Here is a 24,783-nt window from a genome sequence, read left to right as displayed (position 1 = left end):
GTCATCGTCCTTCCCGGTCGGTTCCGACCGATGCGTATTGATTCCCACCCACGGGCCCATCCGGAGCGTCCACCGAGGCATGACCGCCGGTGGACCCGAAGCCCCCCTCGGCCCGCGCCGAACCGGGAAGGTCCGCGACCTCCCGGAAGCTCACCCTCTCGACTTGCTGGACAACCAGTTGGGCAATCCGGTCGAAGCGCTCGAACCGCACGTGCTCGCGCGGATCGAGATTCACCACGATCACCTTGATCTCCCCACGGTACCCGGCATCAACCGTCCCCGGCGCATTCACCAGGGCGACACCGAGCCGGGCAGCGAGCCCGGAGCGCGGGTGCACGAAGGCCGCGTAGCCGTCCGGCAGCGCGATCGCGACCCCGGTGGGCAGGACGGCCCGCTCGCCCGGCGCGAGGTCGCGGGCCTCGGTGGTGCGCAGGTCCGCGCCCGCGTCGCCGGGCAGCGCGTACCCGGGCAGCGGCACCTCGGGGTCGACCCGTCGGATGAGGACGGGCAGCTCGGGGCGGGCGACGGCCGGGCCCGGCGACGGCGTCGAACGGTCGGCGCTCACGGGTTCACCTCGAAGGCACGGGCACGGCGCAGGGCGTCGGGGTCGCCGAGGACCGCCCGGACCTCCTCGGTGCGGCCGTTGTCCACGAAGTGCTCCACCTCGACCTCGATGAACACGGCGTTCGCGCGCACCGCCTCGGGACCGTCGGGGCCGCCGATCCGACCCGACGCACGGGAGTAGATCTTCCGCCCGGCGACGGCGACCACCTCGGCGTCGAGGTGCAGCACGGTGCCCACGGGCACGGGGCGGAGGTAGTCGGTCTCCAGACGACCGGTGACGGCGATGACCCGCAGCAGCCAGTTCAGGGAGCCGAGCGTCTCGTCCAGCGCGGTGGCGAGGACACCGCCGTGCGCCAGCCCGGGCGCGCCCTGGTGGGCGGGGCGCACCGTGAACTCGGCGCTGACCCGTACCCCCTCCTCGGCGCGGGCCACGAGGTGCAGCCCGTGGGGTTGCTCCCCGCCGCAGCCGAAGCACCGGTCGTAGTGGGAACCGAGCGGTTCGCCGGGCGCGGGGGCATCGGGGTGCCGTACCGGCGCTATGGCGTCCGCGGGAGGCGTCAGGACGGTCGAAGTACCACTCACAGGCGCAGACCTTACCCGCCCGTCCGCGCCCCTCCGGACGGGCGGGCCCTGGGACCGGGACGGACGCGGGGGCGTGCCAAGCTAGCGGTCATGGACCTTTCGGCAGCGCCCTACGAAGAACGTCTCACCGCGCCCCGTTCGTGGTGGTTGGTGACCCTGCTGGCCGGTGTCTCCCTGGGGCTGATCGGCCTGCCGTTCGGTGCGCTCGCCATGCTCGGGGGTCTGGTCGGCGGCACGGCCTTGGCCGCGGTGATCACCAGTTCGTACGGATCGGCGCGGATCAGGGTGGTCGGCGACTCGCTGGTGGCCGGCGACGCCCGGATCCCGCTCTCGGCGCTGGGCGAACCCGAGGTCCTGGACGCCGAGGAGGCCAGGGCCTGGCGGACCCACAAGGCGGACCCCCGCGCGTACCTGCTGCTGCGGGGGTACATCCCGACGGCGCTGCGGGTCCCGGTGACCGACCCCGAGGACCCCACGCCCTACGTGTACGTCTCCACCCGCGCGCCCGAGGCCCTGGCCGCGGCCCTCACCTCGTCCCGCACCGGCTGAGCCCCCGGCGGGGCTCAGCCCTCGATCTCGCGGCGCCCGGGGGCACCGCCGAGGGCGCCGCCGTCCGCGCCGAGGGGGATCTCGGGCAGGTCGGCCCAGGCGACCTGGCGCACGCGCAGGTCGTCCCGGATGCGCCGGGCCAGCTTGTGGGTGTCCCGCCGGTTCATGACGGCGCCGACGGCCGCCCCGACCATGAAGGGCATCAGGTTGGGGAGGTTGCGCACCATGCGTTTCATGATCTGTTGACGCAGTTCGCGCTTCATCTGGACGCCGAGCGCGGCGTTGATCGTCGACGGTTTGGTCACGTCGATGCCGCGCTCCTCCGACCAGGTCGTCAGGTAGACGGCAGTGCGCTCCTTGAGACCGCCGGGCGGACGCTGTCCGTAGACCTCGTACAACTCGGCGATCAGCTTCAGCTCGATCGCGGCGACGCCGGTGATCTCGGCCGCCAGTTCCGCCGGCATGGCGGGCGGGGCGGGCAGCATCGCCGCCGCACCGACGCCGGCGCCCACCGTCGAGGTGGCGTTCGCGGCACCGTTCACGAGCTTGTCCGCCAGCCGTTCCGGCGAGAGGCCGGGGAACTGTCGACGCAGGGTCGCCAGGTCGCGGACGGGGATCCTGGGGGCGTTCTCGATGATCCGGTCGGCGAGGTACGCCACGCCCGCCTTGGCGCGGTCGCCGCCCTTGCGGACGCCGTCCCGGACGGCGGCCATGCGGCCCCGGGGGCGCTCCTCGGGCGCCCCGGGACGGTCCGCGGGCACGACGACGGCTCCGGTGGCGTGCAGGGCGTCCACCCATGCCTCCGCCTCGCCCTCGGGTGTGACCTCCTGGTGCCCCGCAGCGCCGTCCGCTCCGCCCCGCGCTTCGAGCGAGGCCGGACGGCCCCGCTCGTCGTCATGCGCGTCCGTGGACCGCTGTGCCGGTCCCGATGACGGTTCGGTGCTCGCTTCGTCCGCTCCCCGCCAACGGAAGCGGCGCTTCCGGGGTGGGGTCGAGCCAGTCACGGCCGACCCCGCCTCAGTCGCAGTCGCGGCAGATCGGCTGGCCGTTCTTCTCACGGGCCAGCTGACTGCGGTGGTGGACCAGGAAGCAGCTCATGCAGGTGAACTCGTCCGCCTGCTTGGGCATGACCCGGACGGCCAGTTCCTCGTTCGAGAGGTCCGCTCCGGGCAGTTCCAGCCCCTCGGCGGCCTCGAACTCGTCGACGTCCACCGTGGACGCCGACTTGTCGTTCCGCCGGGACTTCAGCTCTTCGATGCTGTCCTCGTTGAGGTCGTCATCGGTCTTGCGTGGAGTGTCGTAGTCCGTTGCCATATCGCTCTCCCCCTCTGGGTGTCTGCGGGTGTCTCAGCGCTCGTAACGCATGGGAGGCCGGGGTTGTGCCCGACCTGAAGCGGAGATTTTGCCTCACATCAAGGTCCGTTACTCAATCGACACCCAGTCGGATGACCCAGAGGTGATCCGGGTGGATGGCGGTCGGGACCCTACCTGGTCCCGTCATTGCTGCTCACAGGCGCCACCCCGTGTACTTCCCGTGACCGGGACCCCTGAAAACCCGGACTTTCCCGGCCCTCCAGGGGTACGGACGATCACGAAGAGTAGACGACCGGAATGCGGCCCCTGTGATCGATCACACAGGAAGACGTCAGGAGCGAATCCCGAAAATTCCGCTCAAAGCGAACATCCTCTGCGTGTCGGGGGGCAGTGTGTCAGATCGGAAGCGTGACGCGCATCACGAGCCCGCCCCCTTCGCGGGGCTCCGCGATGATACGTCCCCCGTGGGCCCTCGCCACCGAGCGGGCGATCGAGAGGCCGAGCCCCACGCCCTTGTCGCTGCCCGTCCGCTCGGTGCGCAGCCGGCGGAAGGGCTCGAAGAGGTTGTCGACCTCGTAGGCGGGCACCACGGGCCCGGTGTTCGACACCACCAGCACCGCCTGGCCGTGCTGGGCCTCGGTGGACACCTCCACCCAGCCACCCCGGGCGATGTTGTAGCGCACGGCGTTCTGCACCAGGTTCAACGCGATCCGTTCCAACAGAACGCCGTTGCCCTGCACCACCACGGGCTCCTGCACCCCGCGGATCGCCACGGCGCGCTGCTCGGCCTCCGCGTGCACCTGCTCGATGGCCCGCGAGGCGACCTCGGCGAGGTCCACCGGCTTGCGCTCCACGATCTGGTTGTCGCTCCGGGCCAGCAGCAACAACCCCTCCACCAGCTGTTCGCTGCGCTCGTTGGTGGCGAGCAGGGTCTTGCCGAGCTGCTGGAGCTCCGGCGGTGCACCGGGGTCCGAGAGGTGGACCTCCAGCAGGGTGCGGTTGATGGCGAGCGGGGTGCGCAGCTCGTGCGAGGCGTTGCCGACGAACCGCTGCTGGGCGGTGAAGGCGCGCTCCAGACGCTCCAGCATGTCGTCGAAGGTGTCGGCCAGCTCCTTCAGCTCGTCGTCCGGGCCGTCCAGCTCGATCCGCCGGGTCAGGTCGGAACCGGCCACCCGACGCGCCGTGCGGGTGATGCGGCCCAGCGGCGAGAGGACCCGTCCCGCCATCGCGTAGCCGAAGGCGAAGGCGATCACGCTCAGCCCCAGCAGCGCCATCAGGGACCGGCTCAGCAGGGCGTCCAGCGCGTGCCGGCGCTGGCTGCCCATGCAGGCGTCCAGCGCGCTGTTGAACGCCTCCCCCTTGCTGTTCGCCGAGTCGGAGAGCTGCGGACACATCTGGCTGGTGATGCGGACCTCGCCGGAGATCAGCTTGAACGGCAGCGTCGTGCCGTCGTGCACGGCCTGCGCCGCCAACAGGTAGATGATCGACAGCAGCAGGATGCCCGCGATCAGGAACATGCCGCCGTAGAGCAGGGTGAGCCTTATCCGGATGGTCGGCCGCAGCCAGGGGAAGGGCGCGTCCGGACGTCTGGGGGGCCAGGTGGGTTTCGGGGGCGCTGCGGGCGGCGGCGGGGGTGTCGCGGCCACGTCGATCAGATCCGGTATCCGGAACCGGGCACGGTGATGATCACCGCGGGCTCACCGAGCTTGCGGCGCAGGGTCATCACGGTGACCCGGACCACGTTGGTGAACGGGTCGGTGTTCTCGTCCCACGCCTTCTCCAACAGCTGCTCCGCCGAGACCACGGCCCCCTCGCTACGCAGCAGCACCTCCAGGACCGCGAACTCCTTCGGCGCGAGCTGCACCTCACGGCCGTCGCGGAAGACCTCTCGGCGGTTGGGGTCCAGCTTGATGCCGGCCCGCTCCAGCACCGGAGGCAGGGGGACGCTGGTGCGCCGTCCGAGCGCCCGGACCCGGGCGATCAGCTCGCTGAACGCGAAGGGTTTGGGCAGGTAGTCGTCGGCGCCGAGCTCCAGGCCCTCGACCCGGTCGCTGACGTCGCCGGAGGCGGTGAGCATCAGGACCCGGGTGGGCATGCCCAGCTCCACGACCCGGCGGCAGACGTCGTCCCCGTGGACGAGCGGGAGGTCCCGGTCGAGCACGACGACGTCGTAGTCGTTCACCCCGATGCGCTCCAGGGCCGCCGCACCGTCGTACACGACGTCGACGGCCATGGCCTCCCGGCGCAGTCCGGTGGCCACCGCATCGGCGAGCAGCTGCTCGTCCTCGACGACGAGTACGCGCACGTCGTTAGTCCTTCCTCTGGCACCCCACCGCCCGCGGGAGGTGGGGTGACGTCGATCGTGGGGTGAGGCTCCATCCTGCCCCCTGAGCTCATAAACCGGCGGTAAGGCGGAGGCCGGCGCGGAGCCGATCGGCGGGGGCGACACCGCACGCCCGGACCGTTCCCGGTCGGCCGCCGGCCGGGGCCGGCGCGCCCGCGGACCGGCTCCCGGGTGAACCCGTCGGGAACCGGGGGCGAACGGGCGCGGCACGGCCGGCGGGCATCCGGCTTTCCCGCAGTTTCTCCGGCGGGGAGGTTTCCGCCGCGGGGAGCGGGGGGAGGACGACCACACACCCGCGATCACACCGTGCAGTGGCACGCCACGACGGCTACCGCAGAGCCGTGCTCCGACGTGATCGCCCCTCCCCAGGGCACACACCGTGCCGCCGACCCACGACCCAGGACGAGGGGGCGCAACCATGGACGCATTCACCGCAGGACTCCTGCAGCGCATCAGGACGACCGAGTCCGACCTGAGCCGTGCCCGCGAAACGGGCGACGACTTCCTTGTCGACGTGGAGCAGTCCGAATTGGACGACCTCCACCGACTGGCCGCCGAACACGGCGTCACCGTCGAGCAGGGCAGCACCGCGCACGTCTGACCGAACCACCGAGGAGCACCCGCTCCGGAGCTCCCGCCCGACGGCAGGCATCCGCCGTACGGGCCACGCCCCGGGCCCACTCCCCTTCTCCGTACGGGCCCCGGCGGTGATCACCGCCGGGGCCCGTACGCACGCGTTCAGTCGTGCCAGGCGCCGAGTTCGTCGAGGCGCACCTGGAGCGGCTCGAAGAGTCCCGGCGGGGCCGCCACCACCAGGTCGCCGGAGGCCGGCTCGCCCGGCCGGCCGCCGGTGCGGGCGCCGGCCTCCCGGGCGATGAGGTCCCCGGCGGCCAGGTCCCACGGGTTCAGCCCGCGCTCGTAGTACGCGTCCAGCCGGCCGGTGGCCACGTCGCACAGGTCGATCGCGGCCGAACCGCCCCGGCGGATGTCGCGCACCTGGGGCAGCAGCCGGGCGACCACCTCGGCCTGCCGGGCGCGCCGCTCGGCGAGGTAGCCGAAGCCGGTGCCGAGCAGGGCGCGGTCGAAGGGGGGGGCGGGGCGGGTGCGGGCGGGCCGGTCGTTGACGAAGGCGCCGCCGCCGAGCACCGCGCGGTAGGTCTCGCCCCGCAGGGGGGCGCGGACCACTCCGACCACGGTCTCGCCGTCCCGGCGCGCCGCGATCGACACCGACCAGGCGGGCTGGCCGTAGAGGTAGTTCACCGTGCCGTCGAGCGGGTCGACCACCCACTCCACTCCGGAGGTTCCCGCGCGGTCGGCGCCTTCCTCCCCGATCACCGCGTCGTCGGGCCTGCGGTCGGCCAGCAGGGTGGTGATCAGCCGCTCGGAGGCGAGGTCCATCTCGGTGACCACGTCCACCGCGCTGGTCTTGGTCGCCGCGACGCCCAGGTCCGCGGGGCGGGAGTCGCGCAGCAGGTCACCGGCGCGGCGGGCCGCCTCCAGCGCGACGTCGAGCAGTTCGGCGTGCAGTTCGGCCGGTGCGCGGTTCATCGGGGCGCCTCCCCCGGGCGGGGGCCGTCCGCCCCCGCCGCGGCGGGCTTCGGGGTGCGCGCCGGGCAGCAGCCGACCGGGCAGAGGTCGTGGCTCGGGCCGAGCCGGCCGAGGGCGCAGCGCTCCACGGGGCGACCGCTCTCGGTGGCGGCCCGTTCCAGGACCAGTTCGCGCACGGCGGCGGCGAACCGGGGGTCGGCGCCGACCGTGGCCGAGCGGCTCACCGGCAGACCCAGTTCGGCGGCCTTGGCGGCGGCCTCGGTGTCGAGGTCGTACTTGACCTCCATGTGGTCCGAGACGAACCCGACGGGGACCATCACGGCCGCGGGGGCGCCGGCGTCGTGCAGTTCCTCCAGGTGGTCGCAGATGTCCGGCTCCAGCCACGGGATGTGCGGGGCGCCGGAGCGCGACTGGTAGACGAGCCGCCAGGGGTGCTCCCGGCCGGTGCGTTCCCGCACCGCCGCGGCGATGAGGCCGGCCGCCTCCAGGTGCTGGGCCAGGTAGGCGCCGCCGTCCCCGTGGTCCTCGACGGGGCCGGAGGCGTCGGCCGCGGCGGTGGGGATGGAGTGGGTGGTGAACGCCAGGTGGGCGCCGCCGCGGACGTCCGCGGGGAGTTCGGCGAGCGCCGCGAGCACGCCGTCGACCATGGGTTCCAGGAACCCGGGGTGGTTGAAGTAGTGCCGGAGCTTGTCGACCCGGGGTACCGGCAGCCCCTCCGCCTGGAGGGCGGCCAGCGACTCGGCGAGGTTCTCGCGGTACTGGCGGCACCCGGAGTACGAGGCGTAGGCGCTGGTCACCAGGGTGAGGACGCGGCGGTGGCCGTCCCGGACGAGTTCGCGCAGGGTGTCCGTGAGGTACGGGGCCCAGTTCCGGTTGCCCCAGTAGACGGGGAGTTCGAGCGCGTGGTCGGCGAAGTCCTTGCGCAGGGCGTGGAGCAGGGCGCGGTTCTGGTCGTTGATCGGGCTGACCCCGCCGAACAGGAAGTAGTGCTGTCCGACTTCCTTGAGCCGTTCCTTGGGGATGCCGCGCCCCCGGGTCACGTTCTCCAGGAACGGGACCACGTCGTCGGGGGCCTCGGGGCCGCCGAAGGACAACAGCAACAGCGCGTCGTACGGGGCGGGGGACAGGGATGGATCGAAGACGTCGGACATGTCTGTGATCCTGCCACTCGGCGGTGACGGCACCGACACGGCCATGCGCGCGCGGGCGCTTCGCGCGCCCCGGCGAGCGCTGCCTCACCACCGGTACGATGAGCCCCTTCCGCCACAAGTAAGCTCGATCGACCAATAAGCTGTATTGGCCATCGATATGCCCTGCCCACCGGCTCCGCAGCGGGGCCCGCAACGGAGCGTGCCGTGCCCAGCCCTTACCGCGTGATCTTCGCCGCCCCCGGCACCCGTTCCTTCTCCCTCGCGGGGTTCATCGGCCGCTTCCCGCTGTCGATGATGGGCATCGGTGTGGTGACCATGGTGTCCCAGCTCACCGACCGCTACGGACTGGCAGGGGCCCTCTCCGCGACCATCGCCCTCTCGGCGGCGGTCGTCGGCCCCCAGGTGTCCCGCCTGGTGGACCGGTACGGCCAGCGCCGGATACTCCGGCCGGCCACCCTGGTGACCCTGTCCGCCGCCACGGGGCTCCTGCTGTCCGCCTCGTTCTCGGCTCCGGACTGGACGCTGTTCCTCTTCTCCGCCTTCATAGGCTTCACCCCCAGCGTCGGCTCCATGACCCGGGCGCGGTGGGCCACCATCTACCGGGACACCCCACACCTGCACACCGCGTACTCACTCGAATCGGTGATCGACGAGGTGTGCTTCATCTTCGGTCCGATCATCTCGATCGGGTTGTCGACGGTCTGGTTCCCCGCGGCGGGCCCGCTGCTGGCAGCGGTCTTCCTCGCCGTCGGCGTCTTCTGGTTGACCTCCCAGCGGGCCACCGAGCCGGTGCCGCACCCACGTGCCCACCACACGCGGGGTTCGGCGTTGCGCTCGCCGGGCCTCCAGGTGCTGGTGGCCACCTTCGTGGCCACCGGGGCGATCTTCGGATCGGTGGACGTGGTGACCGTGGCCTTCGCGGACGAGCAGGGGCGCAAGGCGCTGTCCAGCGTGGTGCTGGCCCTGTACGCGGCGGGCTCCTGCCTCGCGGGCGTGCTCTTCGGGCTGATGCGCTTCAGCGGCGAGGCGCCGCGCCGGTGGCTGGTGGGGGTGGTGGGGATGGGCGTGAGCATGGTTCCGCTCCAGTTGGTCGACGGGCTGGCCCCGCTGTCCGTGGCGCTGTTCGTGGCGGGCCTCGCCATCGCCCCCACGATGATCACGACCATGGCCCTGGTCGAGAAGCACGTCCCGCGCGCCCAACTGACCGAGGGCATGACCTGGGTGAGCACCGGGCTGGCGGTGGGCGTCGCCCTCGGTTCGTCGGCCTCCGGCTGGGTCATCGACGCCGCCGACGCCGGAGCCGGCTACGCGGTCTCGGGCGTCTCGGGAGCCCTCGCCGTGGTCGTCGGCCTGCTCGGCTACCGCCGACTGGCCAGGCCCGCGCTCCCGTCCGCACCGCTCGTCGGGAGCGACCAGCAGGAGGAGCACCACCCGGCCTGACGGCCCCGCGACCGGTCGGGACACCCCTCCCGACCGGCGCTCCGTCACGCTCCGTGTCCCCCGCACCGGCGTACGCCCGCGGTGAGGCGAGCCGCTCGCACGGCGCCGGCGCACCGTGGCCTTCGTCTCCCGCGCCCCCTGCATCCACCTCGCCCCCCGCGGAGCAAATGACACTTTTTCAGCCATGTGCACCCTTTGTACGACCTTCCCGATCTTGCCTCCGGAAATGCGCCCCCAGCCCACCCGGATAGCCCGAATGGGGGGATTTGCGGGAAAGATTCCATGCGAGCGACCCCTCGCGGGACCGTCGCACCCGCCTTCGATCCCCCCACGGGGGCGCACCCACGATCGACCTTCGATCGAACTTCGACGGCGTGCCGGTCTTCCCGGGTGGCCCGAATGGAGTACTGTTGCGAACCCTGGGTACCGGTCTTCCCTAGGGATGCCCGGAGCCGTCCAGACCGTCCGGGAGGGAACTCGTTGCACAGGGCGACCACTGCGGTCACTTAGCGTTGCGAACAGGTAACCGTGGCATCACGGAACTCCCGGGGCCCCTGCCCGACACACCGGGCAACCCGGCAAGGTTGTGGCAGGCTGCACCCGGGCAGGCCACACTCCACTAGCGGAAGCAGCGACGCACGTGACGTCGGCAGGCACCACCCGGGAGGTCCCCATGCCCGAACTGCGTGTCGTGGCCGTCTCCAATGACGGCACACGGCTGGTGCTCAAAGCTGCGGACAACACGGAGTACACGCTTGCCATCGACGAGCGGCTGCGTGCCGCCGTGCGTGGCGACCGCCCCCGCCTCGGTCAGATCGAGATCGAGGTGGAGAGCCACCTCCGCCCCAGGGACATCCAGGCGCGCATACGAGCCGGCGCCAGCGCCGAAGAGGTCGCCCAACTCGCGGGCATCCCGGTCGACCGGGTGCGTCGCTTCGAGGGGCCCGTGCTCGCCGAGCGCGCCTTCATGGCCGAACGCGCCCGCAAGACGCCCGTGCGTCGCCCCGGCGAGAGCACCGGACCCCAACTCGGCGAAGCCGTGCAGGAGCGGCTGTTGCTCCGCGGCACCGACAAGGACAGCGTGCAGTGGGACTCCTGGCGCCGCGACGACGGCACCTGGGAGGTCCTCCTGGTCTACCTGGTCGCCGGTGAGCCGCACTCCGCGAGTTGGACCTACGACCCGCCACGGCGCCTCGTCCAGGCCGTGGACGACGAGGCCAGGTCCCTGATCGGCGAGTCGGACGACCTCGGTGCGCCCGAGCCGACCTTCCCCTTCGTGCCCCGGATCGCCCGGCTGCCCCGCGACCGGTCCGCGGACCGTGCGCCGGAGCGGGCCCTGCCGTCGGCCGAGGCCGACGAGGCAACTGCCGCCGAGGGTCGGGACTCGTTGACCAGCCTGTTGGAGGCGGTGCCCAGCTTCCGCGGGGACCTGGTGGTGCCCGAACGCCCCGCCGCCCTGGAACCGGACGAGGAGCCGGAGCCCGAGGAACCGCCCGCACCCGCGGCCTCCGCCGGGTCCGCCTATGCCGACGTGCTGATGCCCCGGTCGGTCAGCAGCCATCGCGACCGACTCGTCGGGGCGACCGATCGGCAGGCCGAGGCGGACGGGGTACGGCCCGGGCGCCGCGCCGCGGTCCCCAGTTGGGACGAGATCGTCTTCGGCACCCGGCGCAAGAAGCAGGACTGACGCACCACCCTCGGTACGGGTGTCTCACCTCGGTGGGACACCCGTACCGGAGAACCTACGCACCGTCGGGAGTCGAGCCGTCCTGCGGTGCGCGTATCGAAGCCCCGCCGGTGCGCCCACCGCTAGGAGGGTTCGGGCCCCTTCGCCACCGGTCGGGAGGGATCCGCGCTCCACTCCGACCAGGACCCCACGTACAGGGCGGCGGGGACGCCCGCGACCGCCAGCGCCAGCACCTGGTGCGCACCGGAGACTCCGGAACCGCAGTACACGCCCACCCGGGTGGTGCCGTCGGCCCCCAAGCGCGCGAAGCGGGCGGCGAGTTCCTCCGCCGGGCGCAGGTCCCCCTCCTCGGTGACGTTCTCGGTCGTCGGCGCGGACACCGCACCCGGGATGTGTCCGGCCACCGGGTCGACGGGCTCCACCTCGCCCCGGTACCGCTCCCCGGCCCGTGCGTCCAACAGCAGCCCCGACCGGGCCAGTTCCGCGGCCCCGTCCGCATCCAGCAGTTCCACGGCACCCGGCACCGGGACGAAGGTGCCTGCTCGGGGCGTCGGCGTCCCGGACTCCAGCGGACCCGACCAGCGCCCGAGCCCGCCGTCCAGCACCCGCACCGAGGAGTGCCCCGTCCAGCGCAGCAACCACCAGGCCCGGGCCGCAGCCCAGCCCTGTCCCCCGTCGTAGACCACGACGTCCCGGTCGGCCGAGACCCCGGCCGCGCGCATGACGGCGCCGAACTCCTCGACGTCCGGCAGGGGATGGCGGCCGGCCGGACCCGCGGGGCCGGCGAGCTCGGCGTCCAGGTCGACGAACACGGCTCCGGGCAGATGGGCTTCCTCGTAGGCGGAGCGCAGGTGCGGGCCGCCGAGCTGCCAGCGGACGTCCAGGAGGACCGGCGGGGTGGGACCGGCCAGGTCCCGGGCCAGTCGGGATGCGGAGATGATGGCGTTCATGCCCCCATCCTGGCCCACGGGCTGGCCACATCGCGCCGCGCCGGATAACGTCCAGATCCCGGCCTGACCGGGCACGCACTGTACGCCCTTGCGCACACGGGGTACAAAAGACCGGCATCGATTGCGCACATCGCAAAGATGACCGAGAAGCACTGTTGATGACCGCTGGATTTTCCGCCGGCAGACGGAGGAGAGACCGACCATGACCGAGGCACGGCAGGAAGCCGGCCGAAGGGACGGCGCGGAGCGGAACCGGCGCCCGGGCACACCCTGTGGGGTGAGCCTGAAGGCGCGGGGGACGACCGCGACCCGGGAGTTCTACCAGGGGCTGTTCGGCTGGGAGTTCCGGCCCGACCGAGCGGGGGACACCTTCGTACGGGCGTTCGCCGACGGGGAGGCGGTGGCCGACATCAGTACGCTGACGGGGCACCACCGCTCCTCCCCCGCCTGGACGCTGTACCTGGCCACCGACGCCGCCGACCTCACCGCCGACCTGGTGCGGCACTGCGGCGGAACCGTGGCCGTGGGCCCCCTGGCCACGGACGGAGGACGTCGGGCCCTCGTCGCCGACCCGGGCGGCGCCGTGTTCGGGCTCTGCCAGGGTGCGGCCCGCCCCGGCTTCGCCGGTACCGGGGCGCCGGGCACCCCGGTGTGGAGCGAACTGGTCACCCGTCAGGCGCGCCACGTGACGCCGTTCTACCAGTGCGTCTTCGGGCTCACCGCGACCCACGCGACGGCGGGCCGGTGGACGGTGTCCCGGGACGGGGTCCCGGTGGCGGGGCTGGTGGAGGCGGACCCCGATCGGCTGACGGGGCGCGGCGCCCACTGGCTGGCCCACTTCGCCGTCGCCGACCTGGACGCCGCGGTGCGGCGGGCGCACGCACTGGGCGGGCGGTCGCTCACCCCGCCGAGCGGCGGGGACGGCCCGCGCTCCGCCGTCCTCAGCGACCCCGGGGGCGCGGTGTTCGCGGTGCGGGAAGACGGCTGAGCGAGGGCCCGGGCCCTCTCTCCCCCGCGGGCGGGGGGCCCGGTCCTCAGGCCGGCGGCATCGGCAGGACCTCGGGGGACAGGGCCCCGGCGCCGGCCGAGGCGGCGGTCGTGCGGCGGAGGTGGTGCCGACGGCACAGGACCTCGTAACCGACCTCCGCCACCGGGCGGTTGACGTCGCCGATCACCACCTGGGCGCCTTCCACGACCATCTGCCCGGCCACCGTGCGGGCGTTGTGCGTGGCCCGGGCACCGCACCAGCAGAGCGCCTCCACCTGAAGCGCCTCGATCCGGTCGGCCAGTTCGATCAGCCGTTGCGAGCCGGGGAAGAGCTTGGTGCGGAAGTCGGTGGTGATGCCGAAGGCGAAGACGTCCAGCCCGAGGTCGTCCACGATCCGCGCCAACTGGTCGATCTGCTCCGGAGCGAGGAACTGCGCCTCGTCGACGATCACGTAGTCGACCCGGCCGCCCCTGGACAACCGGTCGACCAGGTACCCGTAGAGGTCCATGTCCTCGGCGACCTCGACGGCCTCCGTGACCAGGCCCAGTCGTGAGGAGAGCTTCCCCTCGCCAGCCCGGTCGTTCCGGGTGAAGATCACCCCCTGGAGCCCCCGCGCCGAGCGGTTGTGCCCGATCTGGAGCGCCAGGGTGCTCTTTCCGCAGTCCATCGTTCCGCTGAAGAACACCAGCTCGGGCATGGGGAAGGGAGCACCTTTCGGGGGCCGCACGGGCGGGGACGGTCGGGGCTGCGGAGGGATCAGGAGCGTACTTCGAGCAGCGGAACCAGCTGTTCGGCCGGGGTCAGCGAGCCGTGGTTGCCGATCAGCAACGACTCCTTGGGCTCCCGCTCGCTGGCGACGATCAGGACGTCGTCCCGGGCGGCGGCCACCACGTCGCCGATCCGCGCGTGGACGCGCGGATCGACCCGGGGGCCGAACCAGCCCGCGGCGATGGCCTCCTCGCGTCCGGCGACCCAGAAGCGGTCCCCCAGCACCTCCCGCCACACCGCGAGCACGTCCGCCCGGGCGCCGGGCACCGCGTACACGTGGCGGGCGCGCCCCTCGCCGCCCAACAGGGCCACGCCGGCGCGCAACTCCCAGTCCTCGTCGACGTCCACCCGGTGCTCGGGGTCGAGCGGGATGTCCACCATGCCGTGGTCGGCCGTCACGTACAGGGCGCTGCGCGGGGGCAGTTGCTCGGCGAGTCGCTGAACCAGTCGGTCCACGTACATGAGTTGGCCGCGCCAGGCGTCGGAGTCCACCCCGTAGCGGTGGCCGTTGCCGTCCACCTCTGCGTAGTACGTGTAGACCAACGAGCGGTCACCGGCGGCGAGTTGCTCGGCGGCGACGTCCATGCGCTCCTCGCCGGAGAGGCGTCCGAGGAAGGTGCCGCCGCTCAGCGCGACCTGGGTGAGCGGGGTGTTCTGGAACTGCGGGGCGGACACCTGCGCGGTGTGCACGCCCGCCTCGTGCGCGCGCTGGAAGACGGTGGGGTGCGGCTGCCACTCGTGCGGCGGCGTCCAGGGGTACCAGCGGAGCTGGTTCATCAGCTCGCCGGTGTCCGGGTTGCGCACCGTGTAGCCGGGCAGACCGTGCTCGCCGGGTGTCAGACCGGTGCCCACCGACGCCAGGGAGGCGGCGGTGGTGGCCGGGTATCCGCTGGTCAGGGGGCGGCCGGTGCCGCCCAGCGAGCTGGCGATCAGGGCGCTCATGAAGGGTGCCTCGTCGGGGTGGGCCAGCAGTTGCTGCCAGCCCAGCCCGTCGATGAGGAAGACGCAGTTGCGGTCGGCGGGGGTGAGCTGCGGTATCGCGTTCACGGTGCCGGGCACGCCCAGGCCCGCCGCGAGGGTGGGCAGCAGGTCGGCGAGCGAGCCCGAACCGTAGGCGGGCACCGGGGCGGAGTCGAGGGGCAGGGGTTCCACGAAGTCCCAGGCGGACGGGACCATCAGCGACCGGTCTCCGCGGTCGCTTCGGAGAGGGCCTGGGCGAAGGCGAGGGTCTGGCGGACCGCCTCCAGGCCGTCGCCGGCCTCGCTGACCCGCAGGCTCAGGTCATCGGCGGTGGTGCTGCCGGTGTAGCCGTGGTCGGCCTCGCAGTTGGGGTCGCCGCAGGCGGCCGGTTCGAGGTCGATCCGGGCGACGGCCCCCCAGCCGATGGTGAGCACGACCTCGCGGGGCAGCGTCCCGGGGGTGTACGCCTCCGGGTTGGCGACGACCCTGCTGACCACGACCGACGAGATGCGGTCCAGCTTCACGGATTCCGTGGAGGTGGTCGCGAACGGGGTCGGCGAGGAGCCGTCCGCCGCCTGCTCGTCGGTGTGGCTCACGATGAAGCGGGTGCCGGTGAGGACGAGCACGGTGACGTGGCGGCGTACCTCGTTGGAGTCGAAGGTGGTCTCCTGGTGGACCAGGTACGAGCCGATCGGCTCGCTGCCGACCGCGGCCTCCACCGCTTCGGCCACCAGAGCCGGGTAGTAGCCGCTGCGCTCGATCGCCGTGCGCAGCCCCTGGGTCGTCGTACTGGTCTTGGCCATGGCGCCCATCCTACGGCCCCCGCGCCGGGCGTAGGTGTCGCACGAGGTCTCCTGGTGAGCGGAGTGTGCAGCACCACAGCGAGGAAAGGATCACGCCAGGGACGGGCCCGGTCCGGCCGGCCCGTCAGTAGGCGGGGAGGGTGCGCGGCCCCAGGTCGTCCCGGGCCGGCGGGCGGGCGAGACGGACCGTGGCGTCCAGCACGGACAGCCCGTGCTCGGCGACGACCACGGGCTCCAGGGTGATGCCGACGACCTCCGGGTGCTCGTCCACCAGGAGGGAGACGCGCAGCAGGAGCTCTTCGAGGGCGGCGGTGTCCACGGGGGCGGCGCCGCGCCAGCCGAAGAGCACCGGCGCGGTCCGGATGGCCCGGACCACGGAGCGGGCGTCCCGGTCGGTGACGGGGATCAGCCGGTGAGCGGTGTCGCCGAGGAGTTCCGAGGCCGCCCCGGCGAGCCCGAAGGAGAGCACCGCCCCGACGATCGGGTCGATCACGGTGCGGATGACGGTGTCCACCCCCCGCGGGGCCATGGCCTGCACCACGGGCCGCAGCTCGGCCGGGGTGCCCAGGGACTCGGCGAGTTCGGCGTAGCCGCGGCGCAGCTGCTCCTCGTCGGCGAGGTCGAGCCGGACGCTGCCCAGGTCGGCCCGGTGCCGCAGGTGCGGGGCGGTGGCCTTGAGGGCGACCGGGTAGCCGAGCAGTCGGGCGGCGGCGACGGCCTGGTCCGGGCCGGCGGCGGGGAGCGTGCCGTGCACCGCGATGCCGTAGCGGGCGAGCAGGGACCGGGCCCGGTCCTCGGGGACGGCGAAGCCGCGGGGGTCGTCGTCGGGGTGGGCGTCGAGCAGCCCGGCGATCAGCTCCGCGGCGCCGGCCCGGTCGGTGCCGTCGAACTCGGGCACCTTGCCGGGGTCGGCGGCCTCGCGGCGCCACTGGGCGTACCGGACGGCCTGGCCGAGGGCGCGGACGGCCCGTTCGGTCGCCGGATAGGCGGGGATGCCGGCGGCGGACGGCTCGATGCCGGCGGGGGCGTCCGGGGCCTCGGGGCGGGGGGCGGCGGCCGGCGGCCCGGCGGGGCGGGGGCCGGTGCCGCTGGCGACGGCCAGCGCCTGCGCCAGCCGGCCCAGTTCGACGTGGGCCACGGCCACCGGCTTGGCGGGGTGGGCGGCGACCGCGGCCCGGAGGGCGCCGGCGAGTTCCTCGTCCGAACCGCCGCCCTCGCCGACCCGGGGGATGGCGGTGACGATCACCGCGTCGCACTCCCGGTCGGCCAGGGCCCGGCCCAGCGCCCGCCGGAACTCCTCGGGCGCGGCGGCGGTGCCGAGGTCGAGCGGGCCCAGCGGACGCAGCCCCTCGGAGAGGCAGGCGTCGTAGGTGAGCAGCCCCAGGGATTCGGAGTTGCCGAGGATCGCGACCCGGGGGCCGGCCGGCAGCGGTTGGCTGGCGAGCAGCAGTCCCGCGTCGACCAGTTCGGTGATGGTGTCGACCCGGACCACGCCGGCCTGCCGCAGCAGGTCCGCGACGGTGGCGTGGGGCAGCCGGGTGGCGGGGACCGCGTGCCCCAGCGGGGAGATGCCGCGGTGCCGGGCGCCCTGGACGACGACCAGGGGCTTGGTGGCCGCGGTGCGGCGGGCGAGCCGGGCGAACTTGCGGGGGTTGCCGATCGACTCCAGGTACATCAGGGCGACGTCGGTGTCCGGGTCGTCGTACCAGTACTGGAGGACGTCGTTGCCGGAGACGTCGGCGCGGTTGCCGGCCGAGACGAAGGTGGACACCCCGGTGACCCCGGGGGCTCCGGTCACCCCGCCGCCGCGGCGGTGCAGCCGGGACAGCAGGGCGATGCCGATGGCCCCGGACTGGGCGAACAGGCCGACCCGACCGGGGCGGGGCATGTCCGGTGCGAGCGAGGCGTTGAGGCGGGTGGCCTCGGAGGTGTTGATGATCCCGAAGGCGTTGGGGCCGATCAGACGCATGCCGTAGGAACGGACCCGGCGCACCAGGGCCCGTTGGCGGGCCCGCCCCTCCTCGCCCAGGTCGGCGTAGCCCGCGGCGACGACCACGAGCCCCTGCACCCCGTGCGCCCCGCACTCGTCCACCACCTGGAGCACCTGCTCGGCGGGGACGGCCACCACGGCGAGGTCGACGGGGGCGCCGATCTCCGCGACGGACCGGTGGGCGGGGACGCCGTCGAGGGCGGTGAGGTCCGCGGGGAACGCCTTGTTCACCGCGTGGAGCCTGCCGGTGAACCCGGCGGCGACCAGGTTCTCCAGGAGCGCACGGCCCGCGCCGCCCGGGGCCCGGCCCACCCCGACGACGGCGACCGACCCGGGGCGCAGCAGTCGTTGGACGGAGCGGGCCTCGGCGCGCTGTTCGCGGGCGTGCTGCACGGCCACGGACGCTTCGGTGGGTTCGATCGCGAACTCCAGCCGGACCACGCCGTCCTCGAAGCTGCGCTTCTGCCGGTAGCCGGCGTCGGTGAACACCTTGATCATCTTGGTGTTGGCCGGAAGCACTTCGGCGGCGAAGCGGCGGATGTCGCGTTCGCGGGCGACCGCGGCTATGTGTTCGAGCAGGGCGGAGGCGACGCCCCGGCCCTGGTGGGCGTCCTGGACCAGGAAGGCGACCTCGGCCTCGTCGGCGGGGGCGGAGGCGGGGCGGCCGTGGGCGTCGATGCGGTCGTAGCGGACGGTGGCGATGAACTCGCCGCCCACGGTCGCGGCGAGGCCGACCCGGTCCACGAAGTCGTGGTGGGTGAAGCGGTGCACGTCCTTGTCGGAGAGCTCCGGGTACGGGGCGAAGAACCGGTAGTACTTCGACTCGTCCGAGACATGCTCGTAGAAGCTGACCAGCCGGTCGGCGTCCTCGGTGGTGATGGGTCTGATGCGCGCGGTGCCGCCGTCGCGCAACACGACGTCGGCCTCCCAGTGGGACGGGTAGTCGTGCTGGTCCGGCGGGGTCTGCATGGGGTCAGCGTACGGGTCGCGGTCGGCCCGGGCGCGGGGCAGGCTGGGGAGCGCCCCGGGGTCGGTCGGCGGCGCGGCGCCTGGTTTCCGGGCTCCCCCCGGATGGGTACGTGAACGCCCGGTCGACGCGGGCACGGCGCCCGGCGACCGCACGGGCCGGCCGCCACCGCTGTGGGAGACTGGTCTAGACAACCGAAGAGGGTCATACCACCCGAGAGAGCACCTGAAGGGCAGCATCACATGGCTGAGCGCCGCGTCACCGTCGGTTGGGCTGAGGGTCTCCACGCCCGCCCCGCCTCCATCTTCGTCCGGGCGGCCTCGGCCACCGGCCTTCCCGTGACGATCGCCAAGGGGGGCGCCGACCCGGTCAACGCGGCCTCGATGCTGGCGGTACTGGGGCTGGGTGCGCACGGCGGCGAGGAGGTCGTCCTGGCCTCGGAGGCGGAGGGTGCGGACGCCGCACTGGACCGACTGGCGAAGTTGGTGGCCGAAGGGCTGGAGGAGTTGCCCGAGACGGTGTGAGCCGGGCGGGTGGGCCCGCCGTCACGGGCCGCTCCCGGCGGGGCGGAGCGGCCTCTCGGTGACCGGACCCACGGGAGGCGGTCCGACCGGCGCCCGTCGTGGTGCGCCGGGGCCGTTCCGGGGAGGACGCCTCCCCCGCATTCGGCCCGCATCGCTTCACGGGAATTCACGAAATCCCGCACCGCACCACGTGGCCCACGGATCGCTTTCCGTCACGCCGACGGACGCATCGGCCCGATCGTCAGAGAATTCACTTCCCTCGCCTTCGGCACGCACGGCACCGAAATGAAGAGCGAATTCCTACGACAATCCCGCCTCCTCCTTTTCTACCGTCCCCGTGTTACCGGGACGCACCCGCCGTGTTGACGGAATGTTTCCCCGCCCGTGTGCCGGCCGTCGCCGCGTCGTCCCCCGGCCGGTGCGGGAACCGGCGGCGACGGGCCACCATCGCGCCGATCTCGCGCTCGGTGTGGGCGGCCATCAGGGTGCCGGCGCGTTCCGCGTCCCCGCGGGCCACCGCGTCCACGAGGACCCCGTGCTCCACCCACTGCTCGGCCGGCCGCGCCGCCGGCTCGACGGTGTACATCCAGGTGATCTTGTGCCGGAGCTGGGTGAGCATCGCGGTGAGCCCCTGGCCGCCCGACGCCTGGTCCAAGGTCTCGTGGAACCAGGTGCCCAGCGAGCGGAGTTCCTCGCCCGTGCCGTTCTCGGCCCGCTCCCGCCCCAGCCGCACCAGACCGCGCAGCACCTTCAGGTGGGCGTCGGTGCGCCGCTCGGCGGCCCGGGACGCCCCCAGCGGCTCCAGCAGCCGGCGCACCTCCAGCAGATCGGCCGCCTCCCGTTCGGTCGGCCGGGCGACGCAGGCCCCGGCGTGCCGACGGGTGACCACGAACCCCTCGGCCTCCAGGGTGCGCAGCGCCTCGCGCACCGGCACCCGGGAAACGCCGTAGCGACGGGCCAGCACTTCCTCGGTGAGGCGGCTCCCGCATTCCAGGACACCGCTGACGATGTCATCCCGAATGGCCGAGCACACCGCCGTGGCGGGAATACTCACGATCGGACCTCCGCTTTATGTCCGCACACCGCGGTCGATCGACTCTGATTCGATGACTCTATTGCAGTACACGGAATTTTCCGACCCGTACGGGAATTCCGCACACCGATGGGACGGCCGCCACGTATCGAACAGACGGACCGGCGGGGGGCCCGGACGTGCGGAAGGGCCCCGGCGGGTGGCCGGGGCCCTTCGGTGTTCACGGTGTCGACGGAACGTTCCGCCGGAGCGGGTGGGTCAGAGGTTGACCCCGTGGCTGCGGAGGTAGGCCAGGGGGTCGAGGTCGGAACCGTAGTCGGCGCCGGTCCGGGCCTCGAAGTGCAGGTGCGAGCCGGTGACGTTGCCGGTGGCCCCGGCCAGTCCGATCTGCTGCCCGGTGGTGACGGCCTGGCCCGCGAAGACGGCCACCGACGAGAGGTGGGCGTACTGCGTGTAGGTGCCGTCGTGCATCTTGATGACGACGTTGTTGCCGTACGCGCCGGCCCAGCCGGCTTCGACGACGGTGCCGTAGCCCACGGACTGGACCGGGGTGCCGGTGCTGGCGTGGAAGTCGATGCCGGTGTGGGTGCCGGAGGACCAGATGTTGCCGCCCGCTCCGTAGGACGTGGAGACGTAGCTGCCGGCGATCGGACTCACGTAGGTGTTGAGGCGCTTGCGCTCGGCCTCGCGGGCGGCGCGCTCCTGGGCCTCGCGCTCCTTCGCCGCCTCGGCCTCGGCCTGCCGCTTCTGCTCGGCGGCCCGCAGCTTGGCCTCCGCCTCGGCCAGTTCCATGGCGGCGGCCTCGTCGGCGGCGATCTGCTGGGCGGCGGCCTGGGCGTCGATCTCGTCGGCGACGGCGTCGCCGATGGACACCGTCTTGGTGAGGCCCGTGTCCTCCAGCGGGGACGGCTCCTGGGCGGCCAGGGCCGGTGAAGCGAGGGTACCGATGACACCGGTCGTGGTGAGGGTGGCGACGCCGGCGACGTTCGCGGTGGTCCGCGAGATGCGCGTGGGGCGACGGTGCTTACCGGTGGCACGGGTGAACGCCATGAAGTGGCTGTCCTTTCCTTCCCTCTCGCCTACCGGGTTAGCTGACGGGTTCGGAGCAGGAAGGTCTCCTACGGGCCCCCTCCGCGTGGCGACGGGCGTCCGATTCACCCCAGGGACGGATCGGGTCCCCGGCTCCCCTGGCTCGCACCGTACGGGGACTCGGCGATGACTGTCCGGTGCCGCGACTGCGGCGTACCGCACGACGGACAGCCGCCCCGACGCTACGGGGAGGATCTTCGGTACGACAAACGGAACGGCCGTTTTGTAGCGCACGCCACACCGCGGACCGCAACCTCCCGCCCTTTCGGGACATCCGTCCCACACCGCACTCCTGACGGAACGACAAGACGGGCCCCCTCGCGGGGTACGGTCCCGAGCGCGTCGCGCCGGTACGGCCATGGCCCCTGCCGTCCGGTGTCCGCGGCGCGCGGAGACGGCGGACGGGCGGGAATCCGCCTTCGCCCGGTACCGCCTGAGCCGCCATCCGCTCGGTCACCGGCTGCGCCCGCCGTTCGACGCCGCCCCCGCCCGGGTGGTCGTCACCGCACCGAGCAACTGCCGAGCGAGCGTTGAGCCGCCGTGCGGGCCCGCGGGCCTCAAGGGTCCGCGGGCCCGCACGCGGTCAGCCGGTGACGACCGTGACCTCGCCGATGCCCAGGGCGCGCACGGGCTCCTCGATCTGCGCCGCGTCACCCACCAGGACCGTCACCAGCCGGTCCACCGGGAAGGCGTTCACCGCGGCCGCCGTCGCCTCCACGGTGCCGGTGGCAGCCAGGCGCTGGTACAGCTGCCCCTGGTAGTCGTCGGGGAGCCCCTGCTCGACCTGGTCGGCGAGGGTGCCCGCGACGGCCGCGGCCGTCTCGTACTTCAACGGGGCGACCCCCACCAGGTTCTGCACGGCCACGTCCCGCTCCGCGTCCGTGAGCCCTTCCGCGGCGAGGGTGCGCAACACCGTCCACAGGTCCGTCAGCGCGGGCCCGGTGGACTCGGTGTCGACGGAGCCGGAGATGGCGAGCATCGCCGCCCCGGTGCCCTCCGAGGTGGAGCGCAGCACCTGGCCGAAGGCCCGCACCCCGTAGGTGTAGCCCTTCTCCTCGCGCAGCACGCGGTCCAGCCGCGAGGTGAGGGTGCCGCCCAGGCAGTAGGTGCCCAGCACCTGCGCGGGCCACACCCGGTCGTGCCGGTCGGCCCCGATCCGACCGATGAGCAGCTGCGTCTGCACCGCGCCGGGGCGGTCCACGATGAACACCCGCCCGGTGTCGTCGGCGGTCACCGGCGGAACGACCCGGGGGGCCGAGGGACTGCCGGTCCAGGCGCCGAGGGTGTCGGCGAGGAGTCCCTCCACGTCCAGGCCGGCGAGGTCGCCGACGACGACGGCCGTGGTGGTGGCGGGGCGCACGTGCTTCTCGTAGAAGGCGCGGACGGCCGCCGCGTCGATCGCCGCCACGGTCTCCTCGGTGCCCTGGCGCGGCCGGGACATCCGCGCCTCGGCGGGGAAGAGCTGGCGGTACAGCTCCTTGGCCGCGCGGCGGGACGGGTTGGCGGCCTCGTGCGGAATCTCGTCGAGGCGGTTGCGGACCAGCCGCTCGACCTCGCTGTCGGCGAAGGCCGGGGCGCGCAGGGCGTCGGCGAGGAGCCCGAGGGCCTTCGCCAGCCGGGAGGCGGGCACTTCGAGGGAGATCCGCACGCAGGGGTGGTCGGCGTGGGCGTCCAGGGTGGCGCCGCAGCGCTCCAGCTCGGCGGCGAACTCCTCGGCGGAGTGCTTGTCGGTGCCCTCGGAGAACGCCCGGGCCATGATGGTGGCGACGCCGTCGAGGCCGGCCGGTTCGGCGTCCAGCGGGCTGTCCAGCAGGACCTCCACGGCGACGACCTGCTGGCCCGGACGGTCGCAGCGCAGCACGGTCAGACCGTTGCCGAGGGTGTGCCGGGTGGGCTCGGGGAAGGCCCAGGGGCGGGCCGTGCCGGCCTGCGGCCGGGGGTGGAAGTCCATGGTCACGGTGGGTTCGGCGGTGGTCACTTGGCCGCCTCCTCGTCTGCGTTCTCGTCGGCGTCGGCCTGCGGCTGCTCCAGCGGTTCGTAGACGAGCACCGCGCGGTTGTCGGGCCGCAGTCGCGCCGCGGCCACCTCCCGCACCTCCTCCGCGGTGACGTCCAGCACCCGCTGGACGGCGGTGAGGGCGAGCTGGGGGTCACCGAACAGGACCGCGTACCGGCACAGTTCGTCGGCGCGGCCGGCGACGGTGCCGAGCCGGTCCAGCCACTCGCGCTCCAACTGGGCCTGGGCCCGTTCCATCTCCTCGGGCGTGGGGCCCTGGGCGGCGAACCGGGCCAGTTCCTCGTCCACGGCGGCCTCGATCTCGGGGACCTCGACGCCGGCGGAGGTCTTCACGTCCAGCCAGCCCAGCGAGGGCGCGCCGGCCAGGCGGAGCAGCCCGAAGCCGGCGCCGACCGCGGTGCGGTCGCGGCGGACCAGCCGGTTGTAGATGCGGGAGGACTCGCCGCCGCCGAGGACGGTGAGCGCCAGGTCGGCCGCGTCGGCCGCGCGGGTGCCGTCCTCCGGGAGCCGGTAGGCGGCCATCAGCGCGCGGGAGGGCACCTCCTCCTCGACGAGCTGGCGCAGTTCCCCGCCGATGACCTCGGGCAGCGCTCCGTCGCGCGGGGCGGGCTTGCCGTCGTGCCCGGGGATGGAGCCGAAGTACTTCTCGATCCAGGCGAGCGTCCGCTCCGGGTCGATGTCGCCGACCACGGAGAGCACCGCGTTGTTGGGCGCGTAGTAGGTGCGGAAGAAGTCCCGCGCGTCCTCCAGCGTCGCCGCGTCCAGGTCGGCCATCGAGCCGATCGGGGTGTGGTGGTACGGGTGGCCGTCCGGGAAGGCGAGGGCGGTGAGCTTCTCGAAGGCGGTGCCGTAGGGGACGTTGTCGTAGCGCTGGCGGCGCTCGTTCTTGACCACGGCGCGCTGGTTGTCGAGGGATTCCAGGTCGAGCGCGGCGAGCAGCGAGCCCATCCGGTCGGCCTCCAGCCACAGCGCCAGCTCCAGCTGGTGCGCGGGCATGGTCTCGAAGTAGTTGGTCCGTTCGAAGCTGGTGGTGCCGTTGAGGGAGCCGCCGGCGCCCTGCACCAGTTCGAAGTGGCCGTTGCCCGGTACCTGCTTCGACCCCTGGAACATCAGGTGCTCGAAGAGGTGAGCCAGACCGGTACGGCCCTTGACTTCGTGGCGCGAACCCACGTCGTACCACAGGCAGACCGCGGCGACCGGGGTCAGGTGGTCCTCGGAGAGCACCACGCGCAGGCCGTTGGCCAGGCGGTGTTCCGTTGCTGTCAGGCCGCCGGAGCCGGCCTGCGTGGCCGTGTGACCCATGGGCATGTACGTCCCTTCGATCGCGGAAAACTGGAAGTCGTCCTACCGTCCTGCCACTGTATGCAAGCGCGCTGACGGGTGGAGGAGTTCCCGGCCCCGCTACGCCGAGAGCGAGCACCTCGGCGAACCGGCGGACGGGTCGCGGTCGGCGCTGTCAGTCCGCCGGGCCACAATGGTCGGCATCCGTTATCCCGTTTCCTGCCCTGGCACACAC

The 24,783-nt window shown here is 73.1% G+C and carries 23 protein-coding genes and 1 riboswitch; of the genes, 6 read left to right on the top strand and 17 right to left on the bottom strand.

What is annotated here, in order from left to right; all coding sequences use genetic code 11:
• Nucleotide 1 precedes the first annotated feature (1 nt).
• Entirely contained in the window at nucleotides 2–565 is a 564-nt protein-coding gene (gene dut, locus ACSMX9_RS23710) for a dUTP diphosphatase (protein ID WP_445396758.1), read from the bottom strand.
• The gene (locus ACSMX9_RS23705; protein WP_366117576.1) at nucleotides 562–1,146 is read right to left on the bottom strand and encodes a PaaI family thioesterase; all 585 of its coding nucleotides are present in this window, start codon (nucleotides 1,144–1,146) and stop codon (nucleotides 562–564) included. Before ACSMX9_RS23705 ends, dut begins: the two co-directional genes overlap by 4 nt.
• A 90-nt stretch (nucleotides 1,147–1,236) precedes the next feature.
• Here ACSMX9_RS23705 and ACSMX9_RS23700 point away from each other — a divergent pair, with 90 nt between their 5' ends.
• A complete protein-coding gene (locus tag ACSMX9_RS23700; protein ID WP_366117577.1) occupies nucleotides 1,237–1,695 on the top strand; it encodes a DUF3093 domain-containing protein in 459 nt (152 codons plus the stop codon).
• A gap of 14 nt (nucleotides 1,696–1,709) precedes the next feature.
• On the opposite strand, the gene ACSMX9_RS23695 is transcribed toward ACSMX9_RS23700, so the two are convergent.
• From ACSMX9_RS23695 to ACSMX9_RS23680, 4 genes are all read right to left on the bottom strand, one after another.
• Nucleotides 1,710–2,699 (bottom strand): hypothetical protein, encoded by a 990-nt coding sequence (locus ACSMX9_RS23695; protein ID WP_445396756.1) that lies wholly within the window; start codon nucleotides 2,697–2,699, stop codon nucleotides 1,710–1,712.
• Between the two features lie 13 nt (nucleotides 2,700–2,712).
• Entirely contained in the window at nucleotides 2,713–3,009 is a 297-nt protein-coding gene (locus ACSMX9_RS23690; RefSeq protein WP_351243711.1) for a DUF4193 domain-containing protein, read from the bottom strand.
• Between the two features lie 395 nt (nucleotides 3,010–3,404).
• Nucleotides 3,405–4,655: a sensor histidine kinase gene (locus ACSMX9_RS23685; RefSeq protein ID WP_445396754.1), complete on the bottom strand. Its 1,251-nt coding sequence runs from the start codon at nucleotides 4,653–4,655 to the stop codon at nucleotides 3,405–3,407.
• A gap of 5 nt (nucleotides 4,656–4,660) precedes the next feature.
• Nucleotides 4,661–5,314 carry a response regulator transcription factor gene (locus ACSMX9_RS23680; protein ID WP_351243707.1) on the bottom strand — a complete coding sequence of 218 codons (654 nt, stop codon included), beginning with the start codon at nucleotides 5,312–5,314 and terminating at the stop codon, nucleotides 4,661–4,663.
• A gap of 457 nt (nucleotides 5,315–5,771) precedes the next feature.
• Here ACSMX9_RS23680 and ACSMX9_RS23675 point away from each other — a divergent pair, with 457 nt between their 5' ends.
• A complete protein-coding gene (locus tag ACSMX9_RS23675; protein ID WP_351243705.1) occupies nucleotides 5,772–5,954 on the top strand; it encodes a hypothetical protein in 183 nt (60 codons plus the stop codon).
• 137 nt (nucleotides 5,955–6,091) lie between these two features.
• Here the strand turns inward: ACSMX9_RS23675 and ACSMX9_RS23670 are convergent, their stop codons facing one another.
• Together ACSMX9_RS23670 and ACSMX9_RS23665 are read right to left on the bottom strand one after the other, a co-directional pair.
• Nucleotides 6,092–6,901 (bottom strand): inositol monophosphatase family protein, encoded by an 810-nt coding sequence (locus tag ACSMX9_RS23670; RefSeq protein ID WP_445396752.1) that lies wholly within the window; start codon nucleotides 6,899–6,901, stop codon nucleotides 6,092–6,094.
• Entirely contained in the window at nucleotides 6,898–8,052 is a 1,155-nt protein-coding gene (locus ACSMX9_RS23665; RefSeq protein ID WP_445396750.1) for a ferrochelatase, read from the bottom strand. Before ACSMX9_RS23665 ends, ACSMX9_RS23670 begins: the two co-directional genes overlap by 4 nt.
• A gap of 204 nt (nucleotides 8,053–8,256) precedes the next feature.
• Here ACSMX9_RS23665 and ACSMX9_RS23660 point away from each other — a divergent pair, with 204 nt between their 5' ends.
• Both ACSMX9_RS23660 and sepH read left to right on the top strand, forming a co-directional pair.
• The gene (locus ACSMX9_RS23660; RefSeq protein ID WP_445396748.1) at nucleotides 8,257–9,492 is read left to right on the top strand and encodes an MFS transporter; all 1,236 of its coding nucleotides are present in this window, start codon (nucleotides 8,257–8,259) and stop codon (nucleotides 9,490–9,492) included.
• A gap of 673 nt (nucleotides 9,493–10,165) precedes the next feature.
• On the top strand, nucleotides 10,166–11,179 hold the full coding sequence (gene sepH / locus ACSMX9_RS23655) for a septation protein SepH (RefSeq protein ID WP_445396746.1): 1,014 nt from the start codon (nucleotides 10,166–10,168) through the stop codon (nucleotides 11,177–11,179).
• A 122-nt stretch (nucleotides 11,180–11,301) separates the two neighbouring features.
• Here the strand turns inward: sepH and ACSMX9_RS23650 are convergent, their stop codons facing one another.
• Complete coding sequence (locus ACSMX9_RS23650; protein ID WP_445396744.1) at nucleotides 11,302–12,129, bottom strand: sulfurtransferase; 828 nt, start codon at nucleotides 12,127–12,129, stop codon at nucleotides 11,302–11,304.
• A 277-nt stretch (nucleotides 12,130–12,406) separates the two neighbouring features.
• Between ACSMX9_RS23650 and ACSMX9_RS23645 the strand changes: the two genes are divergently transcribed.
• A complete protein-coding gene (locus ACSMX9_RS23645; RefSeq protein WP_445396742.1) occupies nucleotides 12,407–13,117 on the top strand; it encodes a VOC family protein in 711 nt (236 codons plus the stop codon).
• 46 nt (nucleotides 13,118–13,163) lie between these two features.
• On the opposite strand, the gene ACSMX9_RS23640 is transcribed toward ACSMX9_RS23645, so the two are convergent.
• The 4 genes from ACSMX9_RS23640 to ACSMX9_RS23625 all read right to left on the bottom strand — a co-directional run bounded on the left by ACSMX9_RS23640 (nucleotide 13,164) and on the right by ACSMX9_RS23625 (nucleotide 18,607).
• A complete protein-coding gene (locus tag ACSMX9_RS23640) occupies nucleotides 13,164–13,814 on the bottom strand; it encodes a thymidine kinase (protein WP_445396740.1) in 651 nt (216 codons plus the stop codon).
• Nucleotides 13,815–13,873: 59 nt separating this feature from the next.
• Entirely contained in the window at nucleotides 13,874–15,061 is a 1,188-nt protein-coding gene (locus ACSMX9_RS23635) for an alkaline phosphatase family protein (protein ID WP_445396738.1), read from the bottom strand.
• Nucleotides 15,061–15,648, bottom strand: a complete 588-nt coding sequence (locus ACSMX9_RS23630; RefSeq protein ID WP_351243687.1) for a DUF5998 family protein — start codon at nucleotides 15,646–15,648, stop codon at nucleotides 15,061–15,063. The genes ACSMX9_RS23635 and ACSMX9_RS23630 overlap by 1 nt, the downstream gene beginning before the upstream one ends.
• A 124-nt stretch (nucleotides 15,649–15,772) precedes the next feature.
• Entirely contained in the window at nucleotides 15,773–18,607 is a 2,835-nt protein-coding gene (locus tag ACSMX9_RS23625; protein ID WP_445396736.1) for a bifunctional acetate--CoA ligase family protein/GNAT family N-acetyltransferase, read from the bottom strand.
• Nucleotides 18,608–18,847: 240 nt separating this feature from the next.
• Here ACSMX9_RS23625 and ACSMX9_RS23620 point away from each other — a divergent pair, with 240 nt between their 5' ends.
• Nucleotides 18,848–19,129, top strand: a complete 282-nt coding sequence (locus ACSMX9_RS23620) for an HPr family phosphocarrier protein (RefSeq protein ID WP_351243683.1) — start codon at nucleotides 18,848–18,850, stop codon at nucleotides 19,127–19,129.
• Between the two features lie 340 nt (nucleotides 19,130–19,469).
• Here ACSMX9_RS23620 and ACSMX9_RS23615 read toward each other — a convergent pair whose 3' ends face one another.
• The 4 genes from ACSMX9_RS23615 to ACSMX9_RS23600 all read right to left on the bottom strand — a co-directional run bounded on the left by ACSMX9_RS23615 (nucleotide 19,470) and on the right by ACSMX9_RS23600 (nucleotide 24,575).
• Nucleotides 19,470–20,183, bottom strand: coding sequence for a GntR family transcriptional regulator (locus ACSMX9_RS23615; RefSeq protein ID WP_445396734.1), 714 nt, complete (start codon nucleotides 20,181–20,183; stop codon nucleotides 19,470–19,472).
• Nucleotides 20,184–20,420: 237 nt separating this feature from the next.
• The gene (locus ACSMX9_RS23610; protein ID WP_366117441.1) at nucleotides 20,421–21,212 is read right to left on the bottom strand and encodes a M23 family metallopeptidase; all 792 of its coding nucleotides are present in this window, start codon (nucleotides 21,210–21,212) and stop codon (nucleotides 20,421–20,423) included.
• An 11-nt stretch (nucleotides 21,213–21,223) separates the two neighbouring features.
• A riboswitch (cyclic di-AMP (ydaO/yuaA leader) is annotated at nucleotides 21,224–21,387 on the bottom strand.
• A gap of 447 nt (nucleotides 21,388–21,834) precedes the next feature.
• The gene (locus ACSMX9_RS23605) at nucleotides 21,835–23,202 is read right to left on the bottom strand and encodes a M16 family metallopeptidase (protein ID WP_445403076.1); all 1,368 of its coding nucleotides are present in this window, start codon (nucleotides 23,200–23,202) and stop codon (nucleotides 21,835–21,837) included.
• 23 nt (nucleotides 23,203–23,225) lie between these two features.
• Entirely contained in the window at nucleotides 23,226–24,575 is a 1,350-nt protein-coding gene (locus ACSMX9_RS23600) for a M16 family metallopeptidase (protein ID WP_351243677.1), read from the bottom strand.
• Between the last annotated feature and the right edge of the window lie 208 nt (nucleotides 24,576–24,783).

The organism is Streptomyces sp. LE64, assembly GCF_052606915.1.
This window is presented reverse-complemented; position numbering and strand designations above follow the sequence as displayed.

Bases quoted from the DNA above. Each gene is read 5' to 3' on its own strand.
- ACSMX9_RS23700 (WP_366117577.1), top strand. From the start codon at position 1,237: ATGGACCTTTCGGCAGCGCCCTACGAAGAACGTCTCACCGCGCCCCGT.
- ACSMX9_RS23690 (WP_351243711.1), bottom strand. From the start codon at position 3,009: ATGGCAACGGACTACGACACTCCACGCAAGACCGATGACGACCTCAAC.
- ACSMX9_RS23675 (WP_351243705.1), top strand. From the start codon at position 5,772: ATGGACGCATTCACCGCAGGACTCCTGCAGCGCATCAGGACGACCGAG.
- ACSMX9_RS23670 (WP_445396752.1), bottom strand. From the start codon at position 6,901: ATGAACCGCGCACCGGCCGAACTGCACGCCGAACTGCTCGACGTCGCG.
- ACSMX9_RS23665 (WP_445396750.1), bottom strand. From the start codon at position 8,052: ATGTCCGACGTCTTCGATCCATCCCTGTCCCCCGCCCCGTACGACGCG.
- sepH (WP_445396746.1), top strand. From the start codon at position 10,166: ATGCCCGAACTGCGTGTCGTGGCCGTCTCCAATGACGGCACACGGCTG.
- ACSMX9_RS23650 (WP_445396744.1), bottom strand. From the start codon at position 12,129: ATGAACGCCATCATCTCCGCATCCCGACTGGCCCGGGACCTGGCCGGT.
- ACSMX9_RS23640 (WP_445396740.1), bottom strand. From the start codon at position 13,814: ATGCCCGAGCTGGTGTTCTTCAGCGGAACGATGGACTGCGGAAAGAGC.
- ACSMX9_RS23635 (WP_445396738.1), bottom strand. From the start codon at position 15,061: ATGGTCCCGTCCGCCTGGGACTTCGTGGAACCCCTGCCCCTCGACTCC.
- ACSMX9_RS23630 (WP_351243687.1), bottom strand. From the start codon at position 15,648: ATGGCCAAGACCAGTACGACGACCCAGGGGCTGCGCACGGCGATCGAG.
- ACSMX9_RS23625 (WP_445396736.1), bottom strand. From the start codon at position 18,607: ATGCAGACCCCGCCGGACCAGCACGACTACCCGTCCCACTGGGAGGCC.
- ACSMX9_RS23620 (WP_351243683.1), top strand. From the start codon at position 18,848: ATGGCTGAGCGCCGCGTCACCGTCGGTTGGGCTGAGGGTCTCCACGCC.
- ACSMX9_RS23610 (WP_366117441.1), bottom strand. From the start codon at position 21,212: ATGGCGTTCACCCGTGCCACCGGTAAGCACCGTCGCCCCACGCGCATC.
- ACSMX9_RS23605 (WP_445403076.1), bottom strand. From the start codon at position 23,202: ATGGACTTCCACCCCCGGCCGCAGGCCGGCACGGCCCGCCCCTGGGCC.
- ACSMX9_RS23600 (WP_351243677.1), bottom strand. From the start codon at position 24,575: ATGCCCATGGGTCACACGGCCACGCAGGCCGGCTCCGGCGGCCTGACA.